The sequence below is a fragment of the Halomonas sp. IOP_14 genome (genome assembly GCF_021021315.1).
In the GTDB taxonomy this organism is placed as follows: domain Bacteria; phylum Pseudomonadota; class Gammaproteobacteria; order Pseudomonadales; family Halomonadaceae; genus Vreelandella; species Vreelandella titanicae.
Window position 1 is genome coordinate 31,554 of sequence record NZ_JAINWD010000023.1, and the last position, 21,593, is coordinate 53,146.

Genomic DNA, 21,593 nt, shown 5'->3' on the forward strand with positions numbered 1-21,593 from the left:
AACATGTTGTATGAACGTTCAGTAAGTTGCAATCAGAACATGGGGGTACTAATGCTGACCTGAGTCAAGAAGGAAAGCGTTATTGCCTTAGCTCAAGCTGGTCAAAGTACGGTTTCAAACGGCTTACCAGCGCATTCATCTGAGCTGTAGATGGAGTATTGGCAACTGGCTGAGAATAGGTGGGATCGAAGCATTGCTCGCTGCGGGCCACCTGCAGCGCATAGTGGCGCACCCCACAGTCGGCAAGACTCAGTGCCAGGCGTTCCACATCGGTAAGCTGAAAATCTTTCCAGTGAATGGTGGTACGGCACTCGAAATTGAGTCCGCTGTCGAGCAAAGCCTCCAAGCTACGGGCATGCAACTGCCAGATGCCGGGACGGCCGCAGATGCGGTCAAACTCTTTTCCGCGTCCTTTTACATCCAGCCCCACCCAGTCAAGGTGCGGTAATAGCTGGGTGAGGCGGTCAGGATAAGGGCCGGCGGTATGTAGTCCCACCTTAAAGCCCAATGCTTTCACTTCCTTTACTGCATCGGACAAACCGGCATTCAGGGTGGGCTCACCACCGCTGAAAACCACCGCTTCCAGCAGGCCTTGCCTGGTGCTCAGGAATTCCCGTATCGCTTGCCACTCTTGGGGTTCACCTCGGCGCGACGGGATCATGTTGGGATTGTGGCAGTAGCCGCAGCGTAGCGGGCAGCCTTGGAGAAAGACAACACACGCCAGATGATCGGGATAATCCAGTGTGGTCATGGGCACAAGGCCGGCAATCGGCAGCCGAACCGAAGCTAATTTAGTTGTGATGTCGTCAAGTGTCGTCTGCATAGCCATAGTGATATCCCCCTGCTGGGGCGCCTGTCGCCAGACCCCCCAGCTGTCGTTAGAGAAAAGTGAGGGCTAGCTACCGAGAGGCGGCGGCTTCAGTAAAATGGCGTCGCTCCTGGTGTTCGGCACGTTTGCCGATATTGAACTGACTTACCGGGCGGTGGTAGCCCATGACGCGGGTCCAGACTTCGCAGCGCTGGCGCTGCTCAGTGGGCAAGCTAGCATATTGAGAGGTTTGCATTAGCGTGTTCCTTAAACGAGTTGAGAAAAAGTGAGGCAAATGCCTCAAGCCGTGGCGGCGTCGATTGCGCTCGCCGTTTTTGCCCAAAGTGCTTCGTCGCACTTGGGGCAGAACTCATGTTCACCCGACAGGTAGCCATGCACCGGGCAGATCGAAAAGGTGGGGGTGACTGTGAGGTAGGGTAAGCGAAAGTGAGAGAGCGCCGTTTTAACCAGCTTACGACAGGCGGAGGCCGAGGTAATCCGTTCGCGCATATAGAGATGCAATACCGTGCCACCGGTATAGCGAGTCTGTAAGGGGTCTTGATGGCTCAGTGCCTCAAAGGGATCATCGGTATGACCCACCGGCAATTGACTGGAATTGGTGTAGTAGGGCGCCTCGGGTGTACCGGCTTGAAGAATGTCAGGAAAGCGAGTTAGATCCTCCCGGGCAAAGCGGTGAGTGGTGCCCTCTGCCGGGGTGGCTTCAAGGTTATACATGTGGCCTGTCTGTTCTTGAAATTCGCGCATCCGCTCCCGAACGTGGTCAAGAAGATCCAGTGCCAGCTGTAGCCCTTGGGCGTCGGCGATATCGCAGCGATCCCCAGTAAAGTTGCGCACCATTTCGTTGAGCCCATTCACACCCAGAGTAGAGAAATGATTGCGTAACGTGCCCAGGTAGCGGTGGGTAAAGGGGTAGAGCCCCTGATCCATTAGTTGCTGAATGCGCTCGCGCTTGAGTTCGAGGCTATCGCGCCCGAGCGACAGAAGGCGATCCAGCTCGCTGAACAGCCCGGCCCGGTCGCCGGCAAAGCGGTAACCTAACCGGGCACAGTTGATCGTCACTACTCCCAACGATCCGGTTTGCTCCGCACTGCCGAACAGACCGTTGCCGCGTTTGAGCAGTTCACTCAAATCAAGCTGCAGGCGGCAGCACATGGAACGCACCATGTGGGGTTCCAGATCCGAATTGAGAAAGTTTTGAAAGTAGGGCAGTCCGTACTTGGCGGTCAGTGCGAAGAGCCGCTCGGCGTTGTCGCTTTCCCAGTCGAAATCATGGGTGATGTTATAAGTGGGTATCGGGAAGGTGAACACACGCCCGTGGCGATCCCCGGCCTCCATGACTTCCAAATAGGCCCGGTTGATCAAGTCCATTTCAACCTGCAGTTCGCCGTAACTGAATGGCTGCTCCTCTTCGCCGATAACCGGTACCTGATGGCGCAAGTCGCCGGGGCAGACCCAGTCGAAGGTTAGGTTGGTGAAGGGCGTCTGGCTACCCCAGCGCGAAGGTACATTTAGGTTGTAGATGAATTCCTGAAGCGCCTGCTTAACCTGCGCGTAGGTTAGGCCGTCCTTGCGCACGTAGGGTGCCAGATAGGTATCGAAAGAGCTGAAGGCTTGTGCCCCGGCCCACTCGTTCTGCAAGGTGCCAAGAAAATTAACCATTTGCCCCAGGGCACTTGAAAGGTGGCGGGGCGGGTGGCTTTCGGCTCGTCCCGGTACCCCATTAAATCCCTCTAGAAGCAAAGTACGCAGCGACCAGCCGGCGCAATAGCCGCACAACATATCCAGGTCGTGAATATGCAAATCACCTTCCCTATGAGCTTCCCCCACGGCGTGGGGGTAAATCTCATCGAGCCAGTAGTTGGCTATCAACTTGCCCGAGACGTTGAGGATTAAACCGCCCAATGAATAGCCCTGGTTGGCATTGGCGTGAACACGCCAGTCGGCGCGTTGGAGGTACTCATTGACCGTCGAGGCGACGTCAATATGATACTTTGCTACCTGAACGCTTGTGGAGCTTTTCACCCAATTCACCTATATATGCTAGATTTAATAAAAATAAATACTATATGTGGTGTTAAAGGGTAAGCGTTCAGGATTTTGCAATAAATGACCCAGGTCAAAAATGGTGGGAAAAATAGTAAGGCGTGGTGGCGCCTAGGCTATTGTTTTAGCCGGTCATCGTGCGGGTGTTATCCATACCGGGTCGGCCGTACCAGTAACCGTCGCAGATTTCAGCATCCACCAGCGTCAAAGGATCGGGCGTAGGTAACCTGCCGTGGCGGGCCTGGTCGAAAGCCTTGACCACCTCGGCCATGCCTTCCGCCCGTGGGCTGAGACGTGCCACTGATACCCCCATATCCGCCATGACCGTAAGTTCATGGCGTAGATCCTGACAGGCGCTGGAAAGGGTTTGAATACCGTTCAGGGTGAAAACATCGCGAGACTCTTGTGAACGCAGCACTAGGCCTTCGGGGTATTTTTGACAGACAAACTTGCAGCGATCCTTAGGTGTTTGATGGCGCCGGGCGGTAAAACAGCGTGACGACCAAGCCAAAGGGAGATGACCGTAGGCGAATACTTCGCATGGGTGGGAAATGCCTTCCTGGTGGCAATCGTGAATAAGCTTGGCTAAGTCTTGCTGTGACATTTCCACCGGCGCTTGCCAACGCCGCATGCCGGCACGGGCCATAACGCCCAGTGTCGCCGGGTTGTAGAGGTTGAGCGCAGCACCGGCGATGAACGGCAGTCCGGCACTGGAGAGTCGTTGCAGGGCGCTTTGGTCATTGGCCTCGACGATAAAATCACCGTTGTCACACAGCTTGCGCAAGTCACGCAGGTCGGCTTCGGACTCGATCAAGGTCTGGCTGGCGAGTACTACCTGCTTGCCCGCCTGGGTGAGCTCGCGCCCAATGCCTAGCCAGTCGTCCAGTTTCATATCGCGACGCCGCGAGCAGACAGTTTCGCCCAGGGTAATAATCTCTACCGGCCAGTCGGCCGCCTCGCGGTAGAAGTCGGTGTAGCGTTGCCGAGTCCAGTAAAAAAGCACCGGCCCGAGGGAGAGTTGAAGAGGGCTGGTTGATAAGGTCGGTGATAGGGGAGGTGTAGTGTTCGGCATAGTAGGCTCCTATTTCCAGCGGCGCTCGTAGGCGCCTAGGGTAGTGATGGCACCTTCGGAAAGCTCGGCAAGGCCAGCCATCCAGGCGGGTTCTGGATCAAAGCGCTCAGGCTGAGCCTCTAGGCGGTTGAGCGCCTGACGCCAGATCCCGGCCACTTTAGAGACATAGGCAGGGCTGCGCTGACGACCTTCAATTTTGACCGCGCTGATACCCAGGTCGCGTAGCTCCGACAATAGCTCCAGGGTATTGAGGCTGGTAGGTTCCTCAATGGCATGATAAGTCTCACCCGTTACCTCAAAGCGCCCCTTGCATAGGGTGGGGTAGCCCGCGCGCTCGCCTTCGGCGTAGCGATCGATCAGGACATTGTTAAGGCGCGACTCTAAGCCTTGAGGCGTTTCTTCCCAGCGGACATGAGCCGCTGGCGAGCAGACGCCCCGGGTATTGGGCGATTCGCCGGTCAGATAGGAGGAGAGATAGCAGCGTCCTTCGGCCATGATGCACAGGCTGCCGAAAGCGAACACCTCAAGTTCTACCGGTGTTTGCTTGGCCAGGTCGCATACCTGCGTGATTGACAGCACCCGTGGCAGTACGGCGCGCTTGATGCCGAAATGCTGGTGGTAAAAGCGTAGCGCTTCATGGCTGGTCGCCGAACCCTGTACTGAAAGGTGCCGCGAGATCTCGGGGTGATGGCGAGTAGCGTAGTCGAGCAGTCCCATATCGGCGAGAATCAGCGCATCCACGCCCAGTTCGGCGGCCTGGTCTACGGCCCGAGTCCAGTGTTGCCAGCCATCGGGCTGGGGATAGGTATTAATGGCGCAAAAAACGCGTTTGCCATGTCGGTGGGCGTAATCGATCCCCTCGCGGGCACGTTTGTCGGTAAAGTTTAGCCCGGCGAATTGCCGTGCGTTGGTGATGTTCTGGAAACCGAAATAGACAGCGTCGGCACCTTCATCTACGGCGCGCTTGAGGGCGGGCAGGTTGCCAGCGGGACATACAAGCTCCATAGCGAGACTCCTTGCGGGAAAAGTCCGAGCATTTTAGTCACCTATTTTTTGTCGGCTTTTGACACAGGTCATATCGGGGTGGCTTTCAAAAGAGGATAACGCTGCAGAGTAGGCAAGCTGGATGCAGGCAGTTTTTAAAACGTATATTGTATGAATATTAACCAATGCTTGCTGCACCCACTTCAAGAGATCTTTTTCAGAGACCTTTTTCAGATAACTCTTCTAGAGCCCCTTTTCAGAGACCTATTCCTCAGAGACCTATTCCAATCATGCAAGATGAACTGCTCTTCAACCGCCCCCTGGTAGAGAAATATGACCGCCCAGGCCCGCGGTACACTTCTTATCCCACTGCGCCCCAGTTTCATGCCGCGTTTGCCGAGGATGATTACCGTAGCGCCGCCGAGCGCAGTAATCGGGCCGCAGAACCCAAGCCACTTTCGGTCTATGTGCATATCCCGTTCTGCAAAAGCCTGTGCTACTACTGCGCCTGCAACAAAATCATCACCCACAACACCGAACGAGCCGCCGAATACCTCCAGTGGTTAACACAGGAAACACGTGTTCAGGGCGCGCTGTTCGATACCACTCGGCGAATGACCCAATTACACCTGGGCGGCGGCACCCCAACCTACTTAAGCAACACCCAGCTAAGCGAACTGATGGCGGCGCTGGACGAAGCCTTTCACTTCGCCGCACCTGAAGAGCGTGAATTCTCGCTGGAGGTAGACCCTCGCACCGTGACACCCGAACAGGTGTACGAGCTCTACGCGCTGGGCTTCAATCGGTTGAGCTTCGGTGTGCAGGATTTCGATCACGACGTGCAGCAAGCGGTCAATCGCGTCCAGAGCGAAGAGCAGGTGGTATCCCTGGTCGAGGCTGCCCGCGAGGCGGGGTTTGAATCGGTCAGCGTTGACCTGATCTACGGTTTACCGCTGCAGACGGTGGCGAGTTTCGATACGACGCTAACCAAGATTATTGACCTGCAACCGGATCGCATTGCCGCTTATAGCTACGCCCATTTGCCCGAACTGTTTAAAGCTCAGCGGCTAATTCGCCCCGAAGACATGCCGCCACCCGAGCGCAAGCTGGAGCTGCTGGAGCTTACGATTAACCGCCTGACGGCCGCAGGGTATGTCTACATCGGCATGGATCACTTCGCCCTTCCGAATGACGAGCTGAGCCTGGCTCGTGAGAATGGCACTCTGCAGCGCAATTTTCAGGGTTACTCTACCCACGCCGACTGCGACATGATTGGGCTGGGCATAACCTCGATTGGCAAGGTGGGCGATACCTATAGCCAAAACGTCAAGGAAACTGCCCAGTATCAGCATCGCTTGGATGAAGGGCGTTTACCGGTCTTCCGTGGCTATCGCCTTAGCGATGACGACCGCCTGCGCCGCGATGTCATTAATACTCTGATGTGTCACGGCCGACTTGAATTTGCCGCTATCGAAGCCCGGCACAATATCGATTTTCGCAGCTACTTCGCGAGTGCCTTGGCGAGCCTCGAAGAGATGGCGGACGACGGACTAATTGCTTTGCGCGACCATGAAATCGAGGTGCTGCCGTCGGGGCGATTGATGATCCGCAACCTGGCCATGGCGTTCGACGCCTACCTGAAACCAACGGAAAACCGTTATTCGCGCACGGTGTAATTTCTACAGCGCCAACCGTCTATTCCTTTACGTTGGCCGCTCTATCACCTTGGGGGTAGATAGGGTGTATATGGAGGTAATCACGCAGTAATTCGCTTGTCGATCACGCAGAATCCACTCCATGGAACCCGCACTGTCGGGTATGCAAATTTCCGAGGAGCCTGGAGATCGACCATGAGTCACTTCATAGATCGGCTGAATTTTTTCCGCAAGTCCCGCGAGCCTTTTGCCAACGAACACGGTGAGCTACGCAGCGAATCCCGCCAGTGGGAAGATAGTTATCGTGCCCGCTGGCAACACGACAAGGTAGTGCGTAGCACCCACGGGGTGAACTGCACCGGCTCCTGTAGCTGGAAGATCTACGTCAAAAACGGTTTAGTTACCTGGGAAACCCAGCAGACTGACTACCCCCGTACCCGTCCCGACCTGCCTAACCATGAGCCGCGTGGCTGCCCACGCGGTGCCAGCTACTCCTGGTATCTGTACAGCGCTAACCGCCTCAAGTACCCGTTGATCCGCAAGCCGCTGCTGGCGCTATGGCGCGAAGCGCTCAAGGCTAACCCAGACCCGGTCGACGCCTGGGCGTCTATTGTCGAAGACCCCGCCAAGACCAAACAGTACAAGCGTGCTCGCGGCATGGGCGGCTTCGTTCGCGGAAACTGGGACGAGCTCAACGAGCTGGTGGCGGCCTCTAACGTTTACACCGCCAAGCAGTATGGCCCCGACCGTATTCTTGGCTTCTCGCCGATTCCTGCCATGTCGATGGTCAGCTACGCCGCGGGTAGCCGCTACCTCTCGCTGATTGGCGGCGTCTGCATGAGCTTCTACGACTGGTATTGCGACTTGCCCCCAGCCTCACCGATGACCTGGGGCGAGCAGACCGACGTACCTGAGTCCGCTGACTGGTACAACTCCGGCTACATCATCGCCTGGGGCTCCAACGTGCCCCAGACGCGTACCCCGGATGCCCACTTCTTTACCGAAGTACGTTACAAGGGCACCAAGACGGTTTCGATCACTCCGGATTATGCCGAAGTCTCCAAACTCACCGACGAATGGCTGTCCGCCAAACAGGGCACCGATGCCGCCCTGGCGATGGCCATGGGCCATGTCATCCTCAAAGAGTTCCACCTCGATAACCCCAGTGCTTACTTCACTGACTATGTACGCCGCTATACCGACATGCCGTTCCTGGTGGAACTGGAAGTGCGTGAAGATGGCAGCTTCGCACCGGGCCGCCAACTGCGTGCGAGTGATTTTGATGCTGCCCTGGGCCAGGAAAACAATCCCGAGTGGAAAACCGTTGCCTGGGACGAAACCCGTGACCAGCTGGTGGTACCACGGGGTTCCATCGGTTTTCGCTGGGGCGAAACCGGCGACGAAGTGGGCAAGTGGAACCTGGAATCGCTGGACGCCGCAGGCGCTGAAATCAAGCCGTTACTCAGCTTGGTCAACCACTACGATAGCGTCGCGCGCGTGGCGTTCCCTTACTTCGGTGGCATCGAGCACGAGCACTTTGAGCACGTAAAAGGGGCCGGTGTTGGTGCTGCTGACGACCTGCTGTTCCACAATTTGCCCGCCAAACGCTTGAAGAGAGCCGATGGCAGCGAAATGCTGGCGGTCACCGTTTTTGATCTGATGTGTGCCAACTACGGTATCGACCGTGGCTTTGTCGGCGACGGCGAAGATGATGGCGCGACCTCGTTTGATCAGATTTGCCCCTATACCCCCGCGTGGCAGGAGAAAATCACCGGTGTCCCTGCAGAGCAGTGCACCCGCATTGCCCGTGAATTTGCCGACAACGCCCATAAAACCAACGGCCGTAGCATGATCATCGTTGGTGCCGGTATGAACCACTGGTACCACATGGATATGAACTACCGCGGCCTGATTAACATGCTGGTCATGTGTGGTTGTATCGGTCAGAACGGTGGCGGCTGGGCCCACTACGTTGGTCAGGAAAAACTGCGTCCGCAGACTGGCTGGACGCCTTTGGCCTTTGGCCTCGACTGGCAGCGCCCGCCGCGCCATATGAACTCTACTTCCTTCTTCTATAGTCACTCCTCCCAGTGGCGCTACGAGAAGCTCGAGATTAAAGAAATTCTTTCGCCGTTGGCCAAGGCCGAGGATTACCCCGGTAGCCTGATTGACTTTAACGTGCGTGCTGAGCGCATGGGCTGGCTGCCGTCAGCACCTCAACTGGACACTAACCCGCTACGCCTAGCGAAAAAAGCCGAAGCCGCGGGTATGTCCACTGCCGACTATGCCGTTCAGCAGCTCAAGAGCGGTGAACTGCGCTTTGCCGCGGAAGACCCGGATGCACCAGAGAACTTCCCGCGTAATATGTTCATCTGGCGCTCCAACCTGCTGGGTAGTTCCGGTAAGGGCCATGAGTACATGCTCAAGTACCTGCTGGGTACTCGCCACGGTATTCAGGGTAAAGATCTGGGCGACTTCGGCGGCCAGAAGCCCGAAGAAGTGGTATGGCGTGACGAGGCGCCGGAAGGCAAGCTCGACCTGCTGGTGACGCTGGATTTCCGCATGTCCACCACCTGCCTCTACTCGGATATCGTGCTGCCGACGGCGACCTGGTATGAGAAGGACGACCTTAACACTTCTGATATGCACCCCTTTATTCACCCCTTGACTGCCGCCACCGACCCGGCCTGGGAATCGCGCAGCGACTGGGATATTTACAAGGGTATTGCCAAAGCGTTTTCCAAGGTGTGTGTAGGCCACCTGGGAGAAGAGACCGACCTGGTCACGCTGCCGATGCAGCACGACTCGCCAGGAGAGTTGGCCCAGCCGGCGGTGATGGATTGGAAGAAGGGCGAATGCGCGCCGATTCCCGGCAAGACCATGCCATCGCTGATTGAGGTCAAGCGCAACTATCCCGAAACCTATGAGCGCTTCACTTCTGTTGGGCCGCTGCTGGAAAGCATTGGTAACGGCGGCAAGGGTATCGCTTGGAATACCGATGCTGAAGTCGAGCTGCTGGGCAAACTCAACCATCGCAAGCTGGATGGCCCGCATAAAGGGCGTCCGTTGATCGACAGCGCTATCGATGCCGCCGAGATGATTCTGACCCTGGCACCAGAAACCAACGGCGCCGTGGCAGTAAAAGCGTGGGATGCACTCTCCAAAATTACCGGGCGTGACCATACCCACCTGGCAAGGCCCAAACATGACGAAAAAATCCGCTTCCGCGATGTCGTCGCCCAGCCGCGCAAGATTATCTCCAGCCCGACCTGGTCTGGCCTCGAGGATGAGCATGTCTCCTATAACGCCGGTTACACCAACGTTCACGAGCTGATTCCCTGGCGCACCGTGAGTGGTCGTCAGCAGTTCTATCAGGATCATGCCTGGATGCGCGCTTTCGGTGAAAGCCTGCTGGTCTATCGTCCGCCCATCGATACCAAGGCGGCCAAAGGCTTCCAGCTTCCCGCCGACAACGGCTTCAAGAGCAAGGCGCTGAACTTTCTCACGCCGCACCAGAAGTGGGGCATCCACTCCACTTACTCGGACAACCTGCTGATGTTGACGCTTAACCGAGGCGGCCCGGTGGTGTGGCTCTCCGAGGCGGACGCGGCTGAGATCGATATCGAGGACAACGACTGGATCGAGGTCTACAACGCCAACGGCTCGATTGCCGCGCGGGCAGTGGTCAGCCAGCGGGTCAAGGCGGGCATGGTGATGATGTACCACGCCCAGGAGCGCAACGTGAACGTCCCTGGCTCTGAGGTCACCGGTACGCGGGGCGGTATTCACAACTCGGTCACCCGTGTCTGCCCCAAGCCAACCCATATGATCGGCGGCTACGCGCAGCTCTCTTACAGTTTTAATTACTACGGCACCGTCGGCTCAAATCGCGATGAGTTCGTGTTAGTGCGCAAGATGAAACACGTTGACTGGCTGGATGGTGAAGGCAATGACAGCGTTCAGGAGGCCGTGAAATGAAAATTCGTTCCCAGGTAGGCATGGTTCTCAATCTTGATAAGTGTATTGGTTGCCACACCTGTTCGGTGACCTGCAAAAATGTCTGGACCAGTCGCGAAGGTATGGAGTACGCCTGGTTCAACAATGTCGAGACCAAGCCCGGTATCGGCTATCCCAAAGAGTGGGAAAACCAGGCCAAGTGGAAGGGCGGCTGGATGCGCCGTAACGATGGTCGGATTGAACCGCGTATTGGTGGCAAATGGCGGGTGCTGGCGAACATTTTCGCCAACCCCGACCTGCCCGAGATGGATGACTACTATGAGCCGTTCACTTTCGACTACCAACACCTGCATACCGCCAAGATCGGTGAGCACCAGCCGGTGGCGCGTCCGCGCTCGCTGATTTCCGGTCAGCGTATGAAAAAGATCGAATGGGGCCCGAACTGGGAAGAGATTCTTGGCACCGAGTTCGCCAAGCGGCGCAAAGACGCCAACTTCGACAAGGTGCAGGCAGATATTTACGGCCAGTTCGAAAACACCTTCATGATGTATCTGCCGCGCCTGTGCGAGCACTGCTTGAACCCAACCTGTGTAGCGGCTTGCCCCAGTGGTGCGATCTACAAGCGGGAAGAGGACGGTATCGTTCTAATCGACCAGGACAAGTGCCGTGGCTGGCGTATGTGTATCTCCGGCTGTCCCTACAAGAAGATCTACTACAACTGGAAAAGCGGTAAGTCCGAGAAGTGTATCTTCTGCTACCCGCGTATCGAGGCCGGTCAGCCGACCATCTGCTCCGAGACCTGTGTGGGCCGCATTCGCTATCTCGGCGTGCTGCTGTATGACGCTGATCGGATCGAGGAAGTGGCAAGCTCCCCTGACGAGCGTGATCTCTACCACCGCCAGTGCGAGATTTTCCTAGATCCCAACGATCCGGAAGTGATTGCCCAGGCCAAGCGGGATGGCATCCAGGATAACGTCATCAAAGCCGCCCAGGCCTCACCGGTTTACAAGATGGCTATCGACTGGGGATTGGCGCTGCCGCTGCACCCGGAATACCGCACGCTGCCGATGGTGTGGTACGTGCCGCCGCTGTCGCCGATTCAGTCCGCCGCTGAGGCGGGGCATGTAGAGTTCGATGGCATCCTGCCCAAGATCGAATCACTGCGTATCCCGGTGAAGTACCTGGCCAACCTGTTGACAGCCGGTGAAGAGGAGCCCGTGGTATTGGCACTCAAGCGCTTGATGGCGATGCGTGTCTACATGCGCGGCAAGCACGTGGATGGCGCCCCTAATGCCGAGGTGCTCGACGCCGTAGGTCTGAGCGTAGCCCAGGTGGAAGAAATGTACCGCTACCTGGCCATTGCCAACTATGAGGATCGTTTTGTGATCCCCACCAGCCATCGGGAAATGGCCACCGAAGCCTTCCCGGAACGCGGAGGATGCGGCTTTACCTTTGGTGATGGTTGCCACGGTGAGAGCCAGCCCAACCTATTTAACGGCCGTAAGCAGACCAGCGTTTTGGTAAAACCGGTAGAGGTCTTCGACCCGCAGCCACAACTTGAGGAGTCTCGTCATGACTGAAGCCGCTACCCAATCGCCGACCCCGGTAGAGCCGTCGTTCGAACCGCTACAGGGTATGCGTAGCCTACGCGTACTGGCCCGCCTGCTCGATTACCCGACCCAGGAACTGCAGGATGCCAGCGGTGAGCTCATCGAAATTCTCAATGCCGAGCGCCGCCTGGGGGCGGCTCTCAAATCGTCGCTAATGGAGTGGTGTCAGCGTCTCCAAGAGGGCGACCTGCTTGAGCTGCAGGCCGAGTACGTCGCCATGTTCGATAAGGGGCGGGCCACGTCGCTGCTGCTATTCGAGCACGTTCACGGTGAATCACGTGACCGTGGCCAGGCCATGGTGGACCTCATGGCCGAATACAGCGCGGCCGGTTTTGAGCTGGATGCCCGTGAACTGCCCGATCATCTACCGGTGTTTCTTGAATATCTTTCGCTGTGCGATGAAGCCGAGATCGGCCGCTGGTTGGGCGAAATACGCCATATTCTGGCGTTGCTGACGGCACGGCTGGAGGAGCGGGGGGCGGATCACGCGCTGGTACCGTTTTCACTATTGGCGTTAATCGGCGCCGAGGGTGATGTCGAAGAGCATCGGCCCCAGGTCAAGAAAGAAGTGCCTGATAACACCCCCGAAGCCTTGGACGCCGTATGGGAAGAAGAAGCGGTGCGTTTCTCGGCAACCTCTGACGAAGATTGCGCGCTGCAGTCTGCCGAAGGGCGTCGCTTGGCCGAGCGCAAACACACCGTTCAGAGCCAGCCGGTACGCATTATGCCTGCTCCGTCTCTAAATGCCTCTTCCGCTCCTTCCGCCGATCGTTAATAGGAGAATCACCATGTATGACGCGATTGCGCATTACTTAACCCATCTGATCTACGGTTACTACCCCTATCTCGCGGGCACGGTGTTTCTGCTGGGCAGCCTGCTCCGTTTTGATCATGGTCAGTACACCTGGAAGACCGGTTCTAGCCAGATGCTCTCTTCAAAGAATATGCGCCTGGGCAGCAACCTGTTTCATATCGGTATTATCGTGATTTTCTTCGGCCATCTGGTGGGCATGCTTACACCGCACTGGGTTTATGCGCCGTTCCTGCACGCCGGTACTAAACAGCTAGTAGCTATCGTGGTGGGCGGTATTGCCGGTGCCATGTGCGTGGTGGGCGGCGCCATGTTGCTCTATCGTCGCCTGGCCAACCCACGCGTAAAGGCGTCGTCGAGCATGATGGATACCTTGATCCTGGGCTTGATCGTCTTACAGGCGTGCCTTGGCATGGTGACCATCATCTTCTCGTTGGGCCATATGGACGGTGAGATGATGCTGACACTCTCCAGCTGGGCGCAGTCGATTGTCTTCTTCAGCGGCGGCGCAGCGGATTACATGCAGGAAGTGTCGTGGATCTACAAACTGCATATCTTTATCGGCTTAACCATCATCCTGCTGTTCCCGTTTTCGCGGCTGGTGCATGTGTGGAGCGCGCCGTTCGGCTATGTAACCCGGCGCTATCAGCTTGTCCGCCGTCGTGGCTAAAAACTGGCTTGTGCTCGGCCAGGCCTAGAGGAGAAATAACATGCAGATGATTGATATCGAACAGCTACCTGGGGGCGTTGCTGCGCCTCCGGTACGTGTCGGCGACACCCCTATCGATGAAGCAACGATTGCGTTGGAGATGCAGTACCACCCCGCCGAAACGGCGGGGGAGGCCCAGCTTCAGGCGGCCCGCGCCCTGGTGGTCAGGGAACTGCTGCGCCAGCGAGCCAACGTCCTGGGCCTACTGTCGAGGCAGGAAACTAACGAAGCACAGGAAGATGCGGCGATTGCTGCCTTGCTCGAACAGGAGCTTGAGGTGCCGGAACCGGGGGAAACAGATTGCCAGCGCTTTTTTGAGACCCACCGCGAGCGCTTCAGCGAACCAGTGCAGTTACGCGTTCGGCATATCCTGCTCGCGGCCGCACCCGATGACTCCCAGGGTCGCGACGACGCTTACCAGCTTGGTGAAAAGCTACTCGAACAGCTTAAGCAGATACCCGAACGGTTTGCCGAATTTGCTCAACACCACTCCGCGTGCCCTTCAAAAGAGCTGGATGGTGATTTGGGCTGGCTGGTGTCAGGGCAGACTGTTCCGGAGTTGGATCGCGCTTTGCAGCACTTACCCGAAGGTCTACACGAGCGCCCCTTGGCGTCTCGCTATGGTTGGCATGTGGTGAGTATTGACGAGCGGCGAGAAGGTAGGGCGTTACCTTTCGATCAAGTGATTGACCGGGTGCGCCATAGCCTACGGGAACAGGCAACTCGACGTGCGCTGCGTCACTATTTGCTGGCGTTAGAGAGCGAAATAGGCGTCGAAGGGATTGTTCTGGATGACGATGCTGGCGGCAGCTTGATGCAATAGCTTGAAGCAATAGCAAAGCTAATAGGAGAGGCTTGATGTCCCATGTTCCTGTAGATGCTCTTTTCACTTCGCTCGGCATCGCGGTGCTAACGGTTTCCGATACCCGTGGTTTCGACGAGGATGGTAGCGGTGACCTGCTGGTTGAACATCTGAGCGAAAGCGGCCATATCCTGGTCGAGAGGCGCATCGTTTCTGATGATATCTACCAGGTTCGTGCTGTGGTCTCGGAGTGGATTGCGCGAACGGATGTCCACGCGATTCTGGTTAATGGCGGCACTGGCTTTACCGCCCGGGATACCACTCCCGAGGCGTTGATACCGCTGTTCGACAAAGCGATTGAGGGGTATGGCGAGCTGTTCCGCCACTACTCCCTGAAAACAATCGGCACAGCGACGATCCAGTCTCGCGCCGTAGCGGGGGTGGCCAACCGAACGATGATATTTGCGATGCCCGGTTCGCCCAAAGCGTGTGCCTTGGCGTGGGACAGGATTATTGCTTTGCAGCTGGACTCCCGCACTCGGCCCTGCAACTTCGCCGCCATGGTGCTGCCTTCAGCGACCCCGTGCAGTGGACGTCACACAGCGACTTCTTCCAATGAGGTGGAGCGCTTATGAACTGTCACTGCGCAGAAATAGTCACGCCCGGCTTGTTAGATCTGTTTGATGCGCGCCAACGGCTTATCGACGCAGCCACGCCCATTAATGCAGTAGAAACCATCACCCTAGAACAATCGACAGGGCGAGTGCTGGCAGAAACGCTGGTCGCACCTCTCGATATGCCGGGCGTGGACAATAGCGCTATGGATGGTTACGCGCTGTGTCTGGCTGATTACCAAGCGGCACCTCGCGGCGCAGGCTTACCCATTCTCCAACGCGTACCAGCTGGCGCAGGCGTCATGCTGCTACCGGAAGTAGGCTGCGCGCGTATTTTTACCGGCGCGCCGGTGCCCATGGGGGCAGATATTGTGGTGCCTCAAGAGCGGGTGACTCTTGATCCGCGCGGGCATATACACCTCGAGGGTAGCTTGGTGCTAGGCGCTAACATTCGTCGCCAAGGCGAGGAGACTCGCATAGGCACCCCGCTGCTCGCTGCGGGTAAGCTTCTTGATGCCGCGTCGATTGCGCTGCTGGCAAGCCATGGAATCAATGCCGTGACTGTCAAACGGCGTCTGAGGGTGGCGCTGCTTTCTACCGGCGATGAGCTGATTGCCCCAGGTACAGTGCGATCACCGGGACAGGTATACGACAGCAACCGCGCCATGCTTAACGTACTGCTAGCGCAAGCTCAGTGCGACGTGCTGGATTTGGGCATCATCGCTGATTCACCGCAGTCATTGCATCAGGCCTTTGAGCACGCACAAACCGTTGCGGATGTGGTGATGTGCACCGGAGGCGTTTCGGTAGGCGAGGAGGATCATGTACGCCCAGTGATCGAGCAGCGCGGTGGCTTACATTTTCATGGTGTCGCCATGAAGCCAGGGAAGCCCTTTGCGTTCGGTTATCTGGGCGCGGAGCCTGCCTCTTCCACACCGTTAATGGCGCTGCCGGGTAATCCTGTGGCCTCCCTGGTGGGCTGGCATCTGCTGGCGCTGCCGTTTATCCATGCCATGCAAGGTAGAGCCGTAGCGGCTCTACAGCGTTATCCGGTAAAAGCGGGCTTTTCTCAGCGTGGCCCCCAGGGGCGCTGCGAGCTACTACGGGTGGTGATGGATTGGTCACAGGGGGCTCCCGTGGCGCAGCTAGCGGGCGGGCAGGGCTCACATATGCTCAGCGCGGCTAGCCAGGCCCATGGTTATTTAATGATCAACCCCGCCACGGAGGTAACTGAAGGGGCCACCTATCACTATTACCCCATCAATCAGTTCGCCGCTTGAACAGCTTTTCCTATCGTGGCCACTGACCTCGTTTTTTTTCATAGGAGAGGGTATGTCTTCACAACACAAACCCCGCACACTGATTTATGCCTGCTCCGGCTGCTCTGATGTGGCGCAACTTGCCAATAGCGTTGCCCTGCGTCTTGACCATGCAGGAGAGGCAGAAATGTCCTGCATTGCTGGTGTGGGCGGTGGTGTGCCCGGTCTGGTGCGCATTGCCCGCTCAGGGCGCCCTATTGTAGCCATTGACGGGTGCCAGATGCACTGCGCCAGCCACTGTCTCGCCAAAGCGGATGTGATACCCACAGAGCACGTAAAGCTATATGAAAACGGCCTGCGCAAGCGGCGGGGCCAGTTTTATGATGAGCAAACAATCATCGACGTCACCGCAGAAGTAAAAGAACTCATTGCACGGCTGCCCGTTAATGCCAATACCCAAGAGGAACCCATGGAATGAGTGCGCTAGTCGATGGGTATGGCCGTACGGTGCGTTACCTGCGTATATCGGTAACTGATCGTTGTGATTTTCGCTGTGTGTACTGCATGGCTGAGGAAATGACCTTTCTGCCACGCGCCCAACTGCTTACCCTTGAGGAGATAGCCGCGCTTTCACAGGCATTTGTCGAGCTGGGCGTGGAGAAAATCCGTCTAACTGGCGGTGAGCCGCTGGTACGCCAGGGCGTACTCACGCTAGTGCAAAAACTCGGTGCATTGGAAGGTCTGCGCGAGCTGGCGATGACCACCAACGGCTCAGGGTTGGTCAAGCATGCCAATGCTTTGCGGCAAGGTGGGCTACATCGGCTCAATATTAGCCTCGACTCGCTCAAGCCCGAACGCTTTAAAGCATTAACCCGGACGGGGGATCTTGATCAGGTGATCGCGGGTATCCGTGCAGCGCGCCGCGCTGGCTTTCAGTCGATTAAGCTCAACGCCGTATTGCTCAAGGGGCGCAATGACGACGAAATTATCGACTTGGTAAACTTTGCCCGGGATGAACAAGTCGATATAAGCTTTATTGAGGAGATGCCGCTGGGCGCTATCAGCGAGCATAACCGTGGTGAAACCTTTCTTTCCACCGATGCGGTACGCGAGACCATAGAAAACCACTATCAACTCTTACCCACCACCGAGACCACCCTAGGGCCATCCCGCTATTACCGTATGGCAGACAGCCAGTCGCGCATTGGCTTTATCTCTCCCCATAGCCACAATTTCTGTGCTGCCTGTAATCGTGTTCGAGTGACGGCTGAAGGGCGGCTACTGCTTTGCTTGGGCAATGAGCACTCGGTAGATTTACGCGCCGTAATGCGACGTTATCCGGGTGATACCCAGCGGCTTAAATCGAGCATTGTGGCGGCAATGAAGAAAAAACCTGAGCGCCATCACTTCACGACGGATGGTGAAGTTCAAATAGTGAGGTTTATGAATGCAACAGGCGGGTAATACGATTCGGTCAGCGTTCAAAGCTAGCAGGGGCTAGTGGTGAATAGCGCTTTCCGTTAAGCTCCTCGACAATTTTTTATTTTTGGTTGCGTTGAGGTGATTGTATGTGGAGCCTGCTAAGGCTGTCTGCAATATCACTATCAGTACTCATGATAGCTGGTTGCTCAGATCCCAAAATTGATACTAGCTCCATGCCTGCGTCGGTTGTCTCGGTTGAGAAAGTGCGTAACTCCTTGCCCACCTACAAGCGCGATGAGTTTGATCAAGGCTTGATCATTATCGCCACGTCGACGTCGTTTAGTGGTATCGATATTCTCAACCCCCGCCGCATGAATGCCGCTGAGATTGCCGAAACGGCCAATGTGCAAATGCATGGGTTAACGGGGGATCAGGTGATCCAGCGTGCCGATCAAATTCTGCGCGAGCGTCGGGCACGCGAACGCGAACAGGCTATTCGCACCTTAAAGCGGCTGGAAGAGAAGCGTGCAAAAGCCACCAGTGATCAGCAGCAGTTAGCGCGGTTTACCATTGACAGTGCTCGCTATTATATTGGCTCGAGCCCCTATGGCGCTCCGGAACCGGTGATTGATCTTGAGGTGACCAACGGCACGGATCAGGCCATTTCTGAGCTTCTGTTGAGGGGCGTGGTGACGAGCCCTGATCACTCAGCACCTTGGGTAGACGAAACGTTTTACTACGTTGTTCCTGGTGGCATTGAGCCTGGCGAAACACTGGAGTGGAGCCTTGCGCCTAACCGCTTTGGCCCATGGGGTAATGCTCAAATACCCAGCGATGCAGAGCTGACGGTCACCTTGCAAGGGTTGAAAGGGCTTGATGAGCAGCCATTATGGGACTCCCCTGAGCTAACAGAACACGAACTGGCCAGGCTTGAGCAACTGCAGAAGGAGTATGGTGGCATTGCTTTCTCCCGTTTGGAGTGAGTCTCGTGTGGACTAAGCTCTTTGTGGGGTAAACGGTGCAAAAACCACAGCGCCCTAGCGGTTATCCGATAGGGCGCAAACATTTCTACCAATTATCTTTTCGCCAAACGGGGTTACTTACTCTTTGGCTTCATGGTCGGCGAGGGCGGCAACAATTGCCTCTTCCCACTGCCCTTCGGTTAACCCCCAATGCTCCATTTCTGACTGATCGGCGCTGCCTGCCGACGCCTCGCGCAGTTTATCGACGCTGCTGCTTTCATAGCAGTGCTTGGCGAAATCTTTGGTTTTGACATCTTTTAGCTGATTAATCATCGACATGTTGAGTTCCTTTCAAGGTCAATAGTGAGGTAATGCTCACTCAGTGTAGCTATTCTGGCCGCTTTTACCTGACTTGGTTCTCAACACTGCTTAGCTGAAGTGAGAAAAAAAGCGTAGAAAAGGTTTTCCGTGGGCTAGCCAGCCATCAGCGTATCGATAAAAATTTTACCGGCGATACTTGCCAGCAACAGCATAACCAAATTATCAAACCAGCGGTGGGGCAGCCGATTGCCCAGGCGGGCGCCTAGGGGCATGGCGGCGAGTATCACCACAAGGGCAAGAATACTAAACAAAAAGCGTTCCAGAGTTAAAATGCCCGCGTTTAAAAGCGCCGGTATTTGAACACTGGTAATAGCGACGAAGAAGACCGAGATGGAGCCAATAAATACGCTTCGTTTCAACTGCATCGCATTGAGAAACGTAACCGAGGCTGGCGCCGACATGCCTGCAGCGCCTTGAAGCACGCCAGCGAGTAGGCCAATAGGGATCACTAGTCGCGCAGCGATATTAAAAGGCAGGGCGATACGACGTTTCATCACTTTGATGATCAGGTAAAGCACGATCACACCCGCGACACCCAGTGACAGTATTTCGGGAGATAAAACGACTAATCCCCAAGTGCCCAGAACGATGCCTAGCCCGCCAGCAATGGAGAAAGCTGCCAAGAAGCGCGAGGGTAGTAGGTGGCGTCGATATTGCCATACCTGTAAAGCATTACTAAATAGGTTAGGCGCGACTAATAGAGCGATAGCGAGTTGAACGTCGTACAGCATGGTGAGAATGGGTACGACAATAACCGGGACACCTGAACCGATGGCGCCTTTGACGATACCTGCAATGAGTAGCGCTATAAACGCAATTAACAGCATAAGGTTACCGGCCCTTTTTAGCGCACAGCCGCCACGCAACCGGCAGCTGTGCGTATTGATTTTCTTCAGGATTAGGTTTTGTCTGAAAAGTCGGCGAGCGAAGGCCAGACAAGGCAAAAATCGGCGAAAAGACGGAGTTTACGTTGTGTAAATGAGTACTTTGAGCCGATTTTTAACGCCGTATGGTCGAGCGCAGCCAGTTTTCAGGCAGAGCCTAAACGCTGTTATTTCAGCACATAGCAGGGCACATAGTGCTGGCCATCGAGTTTCATGCGCCCTTGGGCTACAAACGAGGTGAGTAGCTCGTCAAGGCGTTGCATTAGTTCGGGCTCTGCGGTCAGTACAAAGGGGCCATGAGCTTCAATGGCTCGAATGCCAGCCTCTTTGACGTTGCCTGCGACGATCCCCGAGAAAGCGCGGCGCAGATTAGCAGCGAGCTCATGGGTAGGCTGCTGGCGGTGCAGCGCTAAGCCACGCATGGCGTCGTGTGTCGGTTCAAAGGTTGCCTGGAAGTCGCGCGCAATAGTCAATCGCCAGTTGTAGTAGAAAGCATCCTGATGGGTGCGCCGGAATTCAGCGATCTCATCGATGCCGTGGCGCATGGTGCGTGCAACCGAGACCGGATCGCCGGTAATGATGGTGTAGTAACGGCGGATATCCTCACCGAGGGTATAGACCAGAAATTCATCAATTTTCTGAAAGTAGGCCGCAGAATCAGCAGGGCCAGTGAAAATTAACGGAAAAGGAATATCCTGGTTGCTAGGGTGCAGCAGAATGCCTAGCAGATAGAGAATCTCTTCTGCGGTGCCCACCCCGCCAGGAAACACAATAATGCCATGGCCCAGGCGCACAAAGGCTTCCAAGCGTTTTTCAATGTCTGGCATGACAACCAGTTCATTGACGATGGGGTTAGGCGCTTCGGCAGCGATAATGCCGGGCTCTGAAACACCCAAATAGCGGCCTTCTTTACGCCGCTGCTTGGCATGGGCAACGTTCGCGCCTTTCATGGGGCCTTTCATTGCGCCAGGGCCACAGCCGGTACAAATATCTAAATCGCGCAGACCCAAGTGATAGCCCACATCTTTGGTATATTCGTACTCTTCCCGGGAGATAGAGTGACCGCCCCAGCACACCACCAGGCTAGGGTCGCGGCCGGGTTTGAGCGTGCCCGCTTTGCGCAGAATATGGAAGACCGCATTGGTGGTGCCTTCTCCCGTACTCAGGTCAAAACGATTGTGGTGCTGAATCTCATTGTAGACGTAAACGATGTCGCGAATGATCGAGGATAGATGCTCGCGGATACCGCGAATCATGCGGCCATCTACAAAGGCTTCGGCGGGGGCGTTAGTGAGCTTTAAGCGAATGCCGCGGTCTTGCTGCAGCACTTCAATATCGAAATCTTTATAGGCTTCTAAAATCGCCAGGCTATCGTCGCTGGGATTACCGCAATTGAGTACTGCCAACGCACAGCGCCGAAGAAGGTCGTGCAGACCGCTTTGAGAAGTTTTATGCAGTCGATTAACTTCATGCTGAGAGAGTACTTCGAGGCTCCCCTCGGGGGAAATGATGCTGGAAAGAGTGGCGCGAGGTTGAACGTTTTCGGTCATTAGCGGGGCTGTCCCTAATCGTTTGATGTCTCTTGGCATATTACCACGC

The 21,593-nt window shown here is 56.2% G+C and carries 19 protein-coding genes; 11 read left to right on the forward strand and 8 right to left on the reverse strand.

All coding sequences use genetic code 11. The annotated features are described in order from the left end of the window. Window positions 1-79: 79 nt before the first annotated feature. From K7H09_RS15765 to ubiU, 5 genes are all read right to left on the reverse strand, one after another. Window positions 80-829 carry an anaerobic ribonucleoside-triphosphate reductase activating protein gene (locus K7H09_RS15765; protein WP_141441127.1) on the reverse strand — a complete coding sequence of 250 codons (750 nt, stop codon included), beginning with the start codon at window positions 827-829 and terminating at the stop codon, window positions 80-82. A gap of 70 nt (window positions 830-899) precedes the next feature. Further along, entirely contained in the window at window positions 900-1,064 is a 165-nt protein-coding gene (nrdD, locus tag K7H09_RS24475; RefSeq protein ID WP_027959384.1) for an anaerobic ribonucleoside-triphosphate reductase, read from the reverse strand. 44 nt (window positions 1,065-1,108) lie between these two features. Beyond that, window positions 1,109-2,860, reverse strand: coding sequence for a ribonucleoside triphosphate reductase (locus K7H09_RS15770; RefSeq protein WP_330165621.1), 1,752 nt, complete (start codon window positions 2,858-2,860; stop codon window positions 1,109-1,111). 136 nt (window positions 2,861-2,996) lie between these two features. Beyond that, a complete protein-coding gene (locus K7H09_RS15775) occupies window positions 2,997-3,944 on the reverse strand; it encodes a U32 family peptidase (RefSeq protein WP_230805156.1) in 948 nt (315 codons plus the stop codon). Between the two features lie 9 nt (window positions 3,945-3,953). After that, window positions 3,954-4,949, reverse strand: coding sequence for a ubiquinone anaerobic biosynthesis protein UbiU (gene ubiU / locus K7H09_RS15780; RefSeq protein ID WP_230805157.1), 996 nt, complete (start codon window positions 4,947-4,949; stop codon window positions 3,954-3,956). A 269-nt stretch (window positions 4,950-5,218) separates the two neighbouring features. Between ubiU and hemN the strand changes: the two genes are divergently transcribed. The 11 genes from hemN to K7H09_RS15835 all read left to right on the forward strand — a co-directional run bounded on the left by hemN (window position 5,219) and on the right by K7H09_RS15835 (window position 18,750). Beyond that, complete coding sequence (gene hemN / locus K7H09_RS15785; protein ID WP_230805159.1) at window positions 5,219-6,604, forward strand: oxygen-independent coproporphyrinogen III oxidase; 1,386 nt, start codon at window positions 5,219-5,221, stop codon at window positions 6,602-6,604. 174 nt (window positions 6,605-6,778) lie between these two features. Beyond that, window positions 6,779-10,561: a nitrate reductase subunit alpha gene (locus K7H09_RS15790; protein WP_230805160.1), complete on the forward strand. Its 3,783-nt coding sequence runs from the start codon at window positions 6,779-6,781 to the stop codon at window positions 10,559-10,561. After that, the gene (narH, locus tag K7H09_RS15795) at window positions 10,558-12,120 is read left to right on the forward strand and encodes a nitrate reductase subunit beta (protein WP_009286654.1); all 1,563 of its coding nucleotides are present in this window, start codon (window positions 10,558-10,560) and stop codon (window positions 12,118-12,120) included. Before K7H09_RS15790 ends, narH begins: the two co-directional genes overlap by 4 nt. Further along, window positions 12,113-12,925, forward strand: a complete 813-nt coding sequence (narJ, locus tag K7H09_RS15800; protein ID WP_230805162.1) for a nitrate reductase molybdenum cofactor assembly chaperone — start codon at window positions 12,113-12,115, stop codon at window positions 12,923-12,925. The genes narH and narJ overlap by 8 nt, the downstream gene beginning before the upstream one ends. Before the next feature lie 13 nt (window positions 12,926-12,938). Next, window positions 12,939-13,631 (forward strand): respiratory nitrate reductase subunit gamma, encoded by a 693-nt coding sequence (gene narI / locus K7H09_RS15805; protein ID WP_027959390.1) that lies wholly within the window; start codon window positions 12,939-12,941, stop codon window positions 13,629-13,631. A gap of 40 nt (window positions 13,632-13,671) precedes the next feature. Then, entirely contained in the window at window positions 13,672-14,493 is an 822-nt protein-coding gene (locus K7H09_RS15810) for a peptidylprolyl isomerase (RefSeq protein ID WP_230805165.1), read from the forward strand. Window positions 14,494-14,528: 35 nt separating this feature from the next. Further along, entirely contained in the window at window positions 14,529-15,107 is a 579-nt protein-coding gene (gene moaB / locus K7H09_RS15815; RefSeq protein ID WP_230805166.1) for a molybdenum cofactor biosynthesis protein B, read from the forward strand. Then, on the forward strand, window positions 15,104-16,366 hold the full coding sequence (locus tag K7H09_RS15820; protein ID WP_230805168.1) for a molybdopterin molybdotransferase MoeA: 1,263 nt from the start codon (window positions 15,104-15,106) through the stop codon (window positions 16,364-16,366). Before moaB ends, K7H09_RS15820 begins: the two co-directional genes overlap by 4 nt. Window positions 16,367-16,418: 52 nt before the next feature. Next, entirely contained in the window at window positions 16,419-16,823 is a 405-nt protein-coding gene (locus K7H09_RS15825; protein ID WP_009286657.1) for a putative zinc-binding protein, read from the forward strand. Continuing rightward, the gene (moaA, locus tag K7H09_RS15830; protein ID WP_230805169.1) at window positions 16,820-17,809 is read left to right on the forward strand and encodes a GTP 3',8-cyclase MoaA; all 990 of its coding nucleotides are present in this window, start codon (window positions 16,820-16,822) and stop codon (window positions 17,807-17,809) included. Before K7H09_RS15825 ends, moaA begins: the two co-directional genes overlap by 4 nt. Window positions 17,810-17,958: 149 nt before the next feature. Beyond that, a complete protein-coding gene (locus tag K7H09_RS15835; RefSeq protein WP_442908121.1) occupies window positions 17,959-18,750 on the forward strand; it encodes a DUF6694 family lipoprotein in 792 nt (263 codons plus the stop codon). Between the two features lie 117 nt (window positions 18,751-18,867). Here the strand turns inward: K7H09_RS15835 and K7H09_RS15840 are convergent, their stop codons facing one another. The 3 genes from K7H09_RS15840 to ppnN all read right to left on the reverse strand — a co-directional run bounded on the left by K7H09_RS15840 (window position 18,868) and on the right by ppnN (window position 21,544). Next, window positions 18,868-19,068: a hypothetical protein gene (locus tag K7H09_RS15840; protein WP_022523524.1), complete on the reverse strand. Its 201-nt coding sequence runs from the start codon at window positions 19,066-19,068 to the stop codon at window positions 18,868-18,870. Window positions 19,069-19,202: 134 nt separating this feature from the next. Then, window positions 19,203-19,937 carry a sulfite exporter TauE/SafE family protein gene (locus tag K7H09_RS15845; protein ID WP_442908122.1) on the reverse strand — a complete coding sequence of 245 codons (735 nt, stop codon included), beginning with the start codon at window positions 19,935-19,937 and terminating at the stop codon, window positions 19,203-19,205. A 224-nt stretch (window positions 19,938-20,161) separates the two neighbouring features. Further along, a complete protein-coding gene (ppnN, locus tag K7H09_RS15850) occupies window positions 20,162-21,544 on the reverse strand; it encodes a nucleotide 5'-monophosphate nucleosidase PpnN (protein ID WP_022523522.1) in 1,383 nt (460 codons plus the stop codon). Window positions 21,545-21,593 lie beyond the last annotated feature (49 nt).

Excerpts from the sequence above, each read along its gene's own strand:
- K7H09_RS15765 (WP_141441127.1), bottom strand. The coding sequence starts at position 829 with ATGGCTATGCAGACGACACTTGACGACATCACAACTAAATTAGCTTCG.
- nrdD (WP_027959384.1), bottom strand. The coding sequence starts at position 1,064 with ATGCAAACCTCTCAATATGCTAGCTTGCCCACTGAGCAGCGCCAGCGC.
- K7H09_RS15775 (WP_230805156.1), bottom strand. The coding sequence starts at position 3,944 with ATGCCGAACACTACACCTCCCCTATCACCGACCTTATCAACCAGCCCT.
- ubiU (WP_230805157.1), bottom strand. The coding sequence starts at position 4,949 with ATGGAGCTTGTATGTCCCGCTGGCAACCTGCCCGCCCTCAAGCGCGCC.
- hemN (WP_230805159.1), top strand. The coding sequence starts at position 5,219 with ATGCAAGATGAACTGCTCTTCAACCGCCCCCTGGTAGAGAAATATGAC.
- K7H09_RS15790 (WP_230805160.1), top strand. The coding sequence starts at position 6,779 with ATGAGTCACTTCATAGATCGGCTGAATTTTTTCCGCAAGTCCCGCGAG.
- narH (WP_009286654.1), top strand. The coding sequence starts at position 10,558 with ATGAAAATTCGTTCCCAGGTAGGCATGGTTCTCAATCTTGATAAGTGT.
- narJ (WP_230805162.1), top strand. The coding sequence starts at position 12,113 with ATGACTGAAGCCGCTACCCAATCGCCGACCCCGGTAGAGCCGTCGTTC.
- narI (WP_027959390.1), top strand. The coding sequence starts at position 12,939 with ATGTATGACGCGATTGCGCATTACTTAACCCATCTGATCTACGGTTAC.
- K7H09_RS15810 (WP_230805165.1), top strand. The coding sequence starts at position 13,672 with ATGCAGATGATTGATATCGAACAGCTACCTGGGGGCGTTGCTGCGCCT.
- moaB (WP_230805166.1), top strand. The coding sequence starts at position 14,529 with ATGTCCCATGTTCCTGTAGATGCTCTTTTCACTTCGCTCGGCATCGCG.
- K7H09_RS15820 (WP_230805168.1), top strand. The coding sequence starts at position 15,104 with ATGAACTGTCACTGCGCAGAAATAGTCACGCCCGGCTTGTTAGATCTG.
- K7H09_RS15825 (WP_009286657.1), top strand. The coding sequence starts at position 16,419 with ATGTCTTCACAACACAAACCCCGCACACTGATTTATGCCTGCTCCGGC.
- moaA (WP_230805169.1), top strand. The coding sequence starts at position 16,820 with ATGAGTGCGCTAGTCGATGGGTATGGCCGTACGGTGCGTTACCTGCGT.
- K7H09_RS15835 (WP_442908121.1), top strand. The coding sequence starts at position 17,959 with ATGATAGCTGGTTGCTCAGATCCCAAAATTGATACTAGCTCCATGCCT.
- K7H09_RS15840 (WP_022523524.1), bottom strand. The coding sequence starts at position 19,068 with ATGTCGATGATTAATCAGCTAAAAGATGTCAAAACCAAAGATTTCGCC.
- K7H09_RS15845 (WP_442908122.1), bottom strand. The coding sequence starts at position 19,937 with ATGCTGTTAATTGCGTTTATAGCGCTACTCATTGCAGGTATCGTCAAA.
- ppnN (WP_022523522.1), bottom strand. The coding sequence starts at position 21,544 with ATGACCGAAAACGTTCAACCTCGCGCCACTCTTTCCAGCATCATTTCC.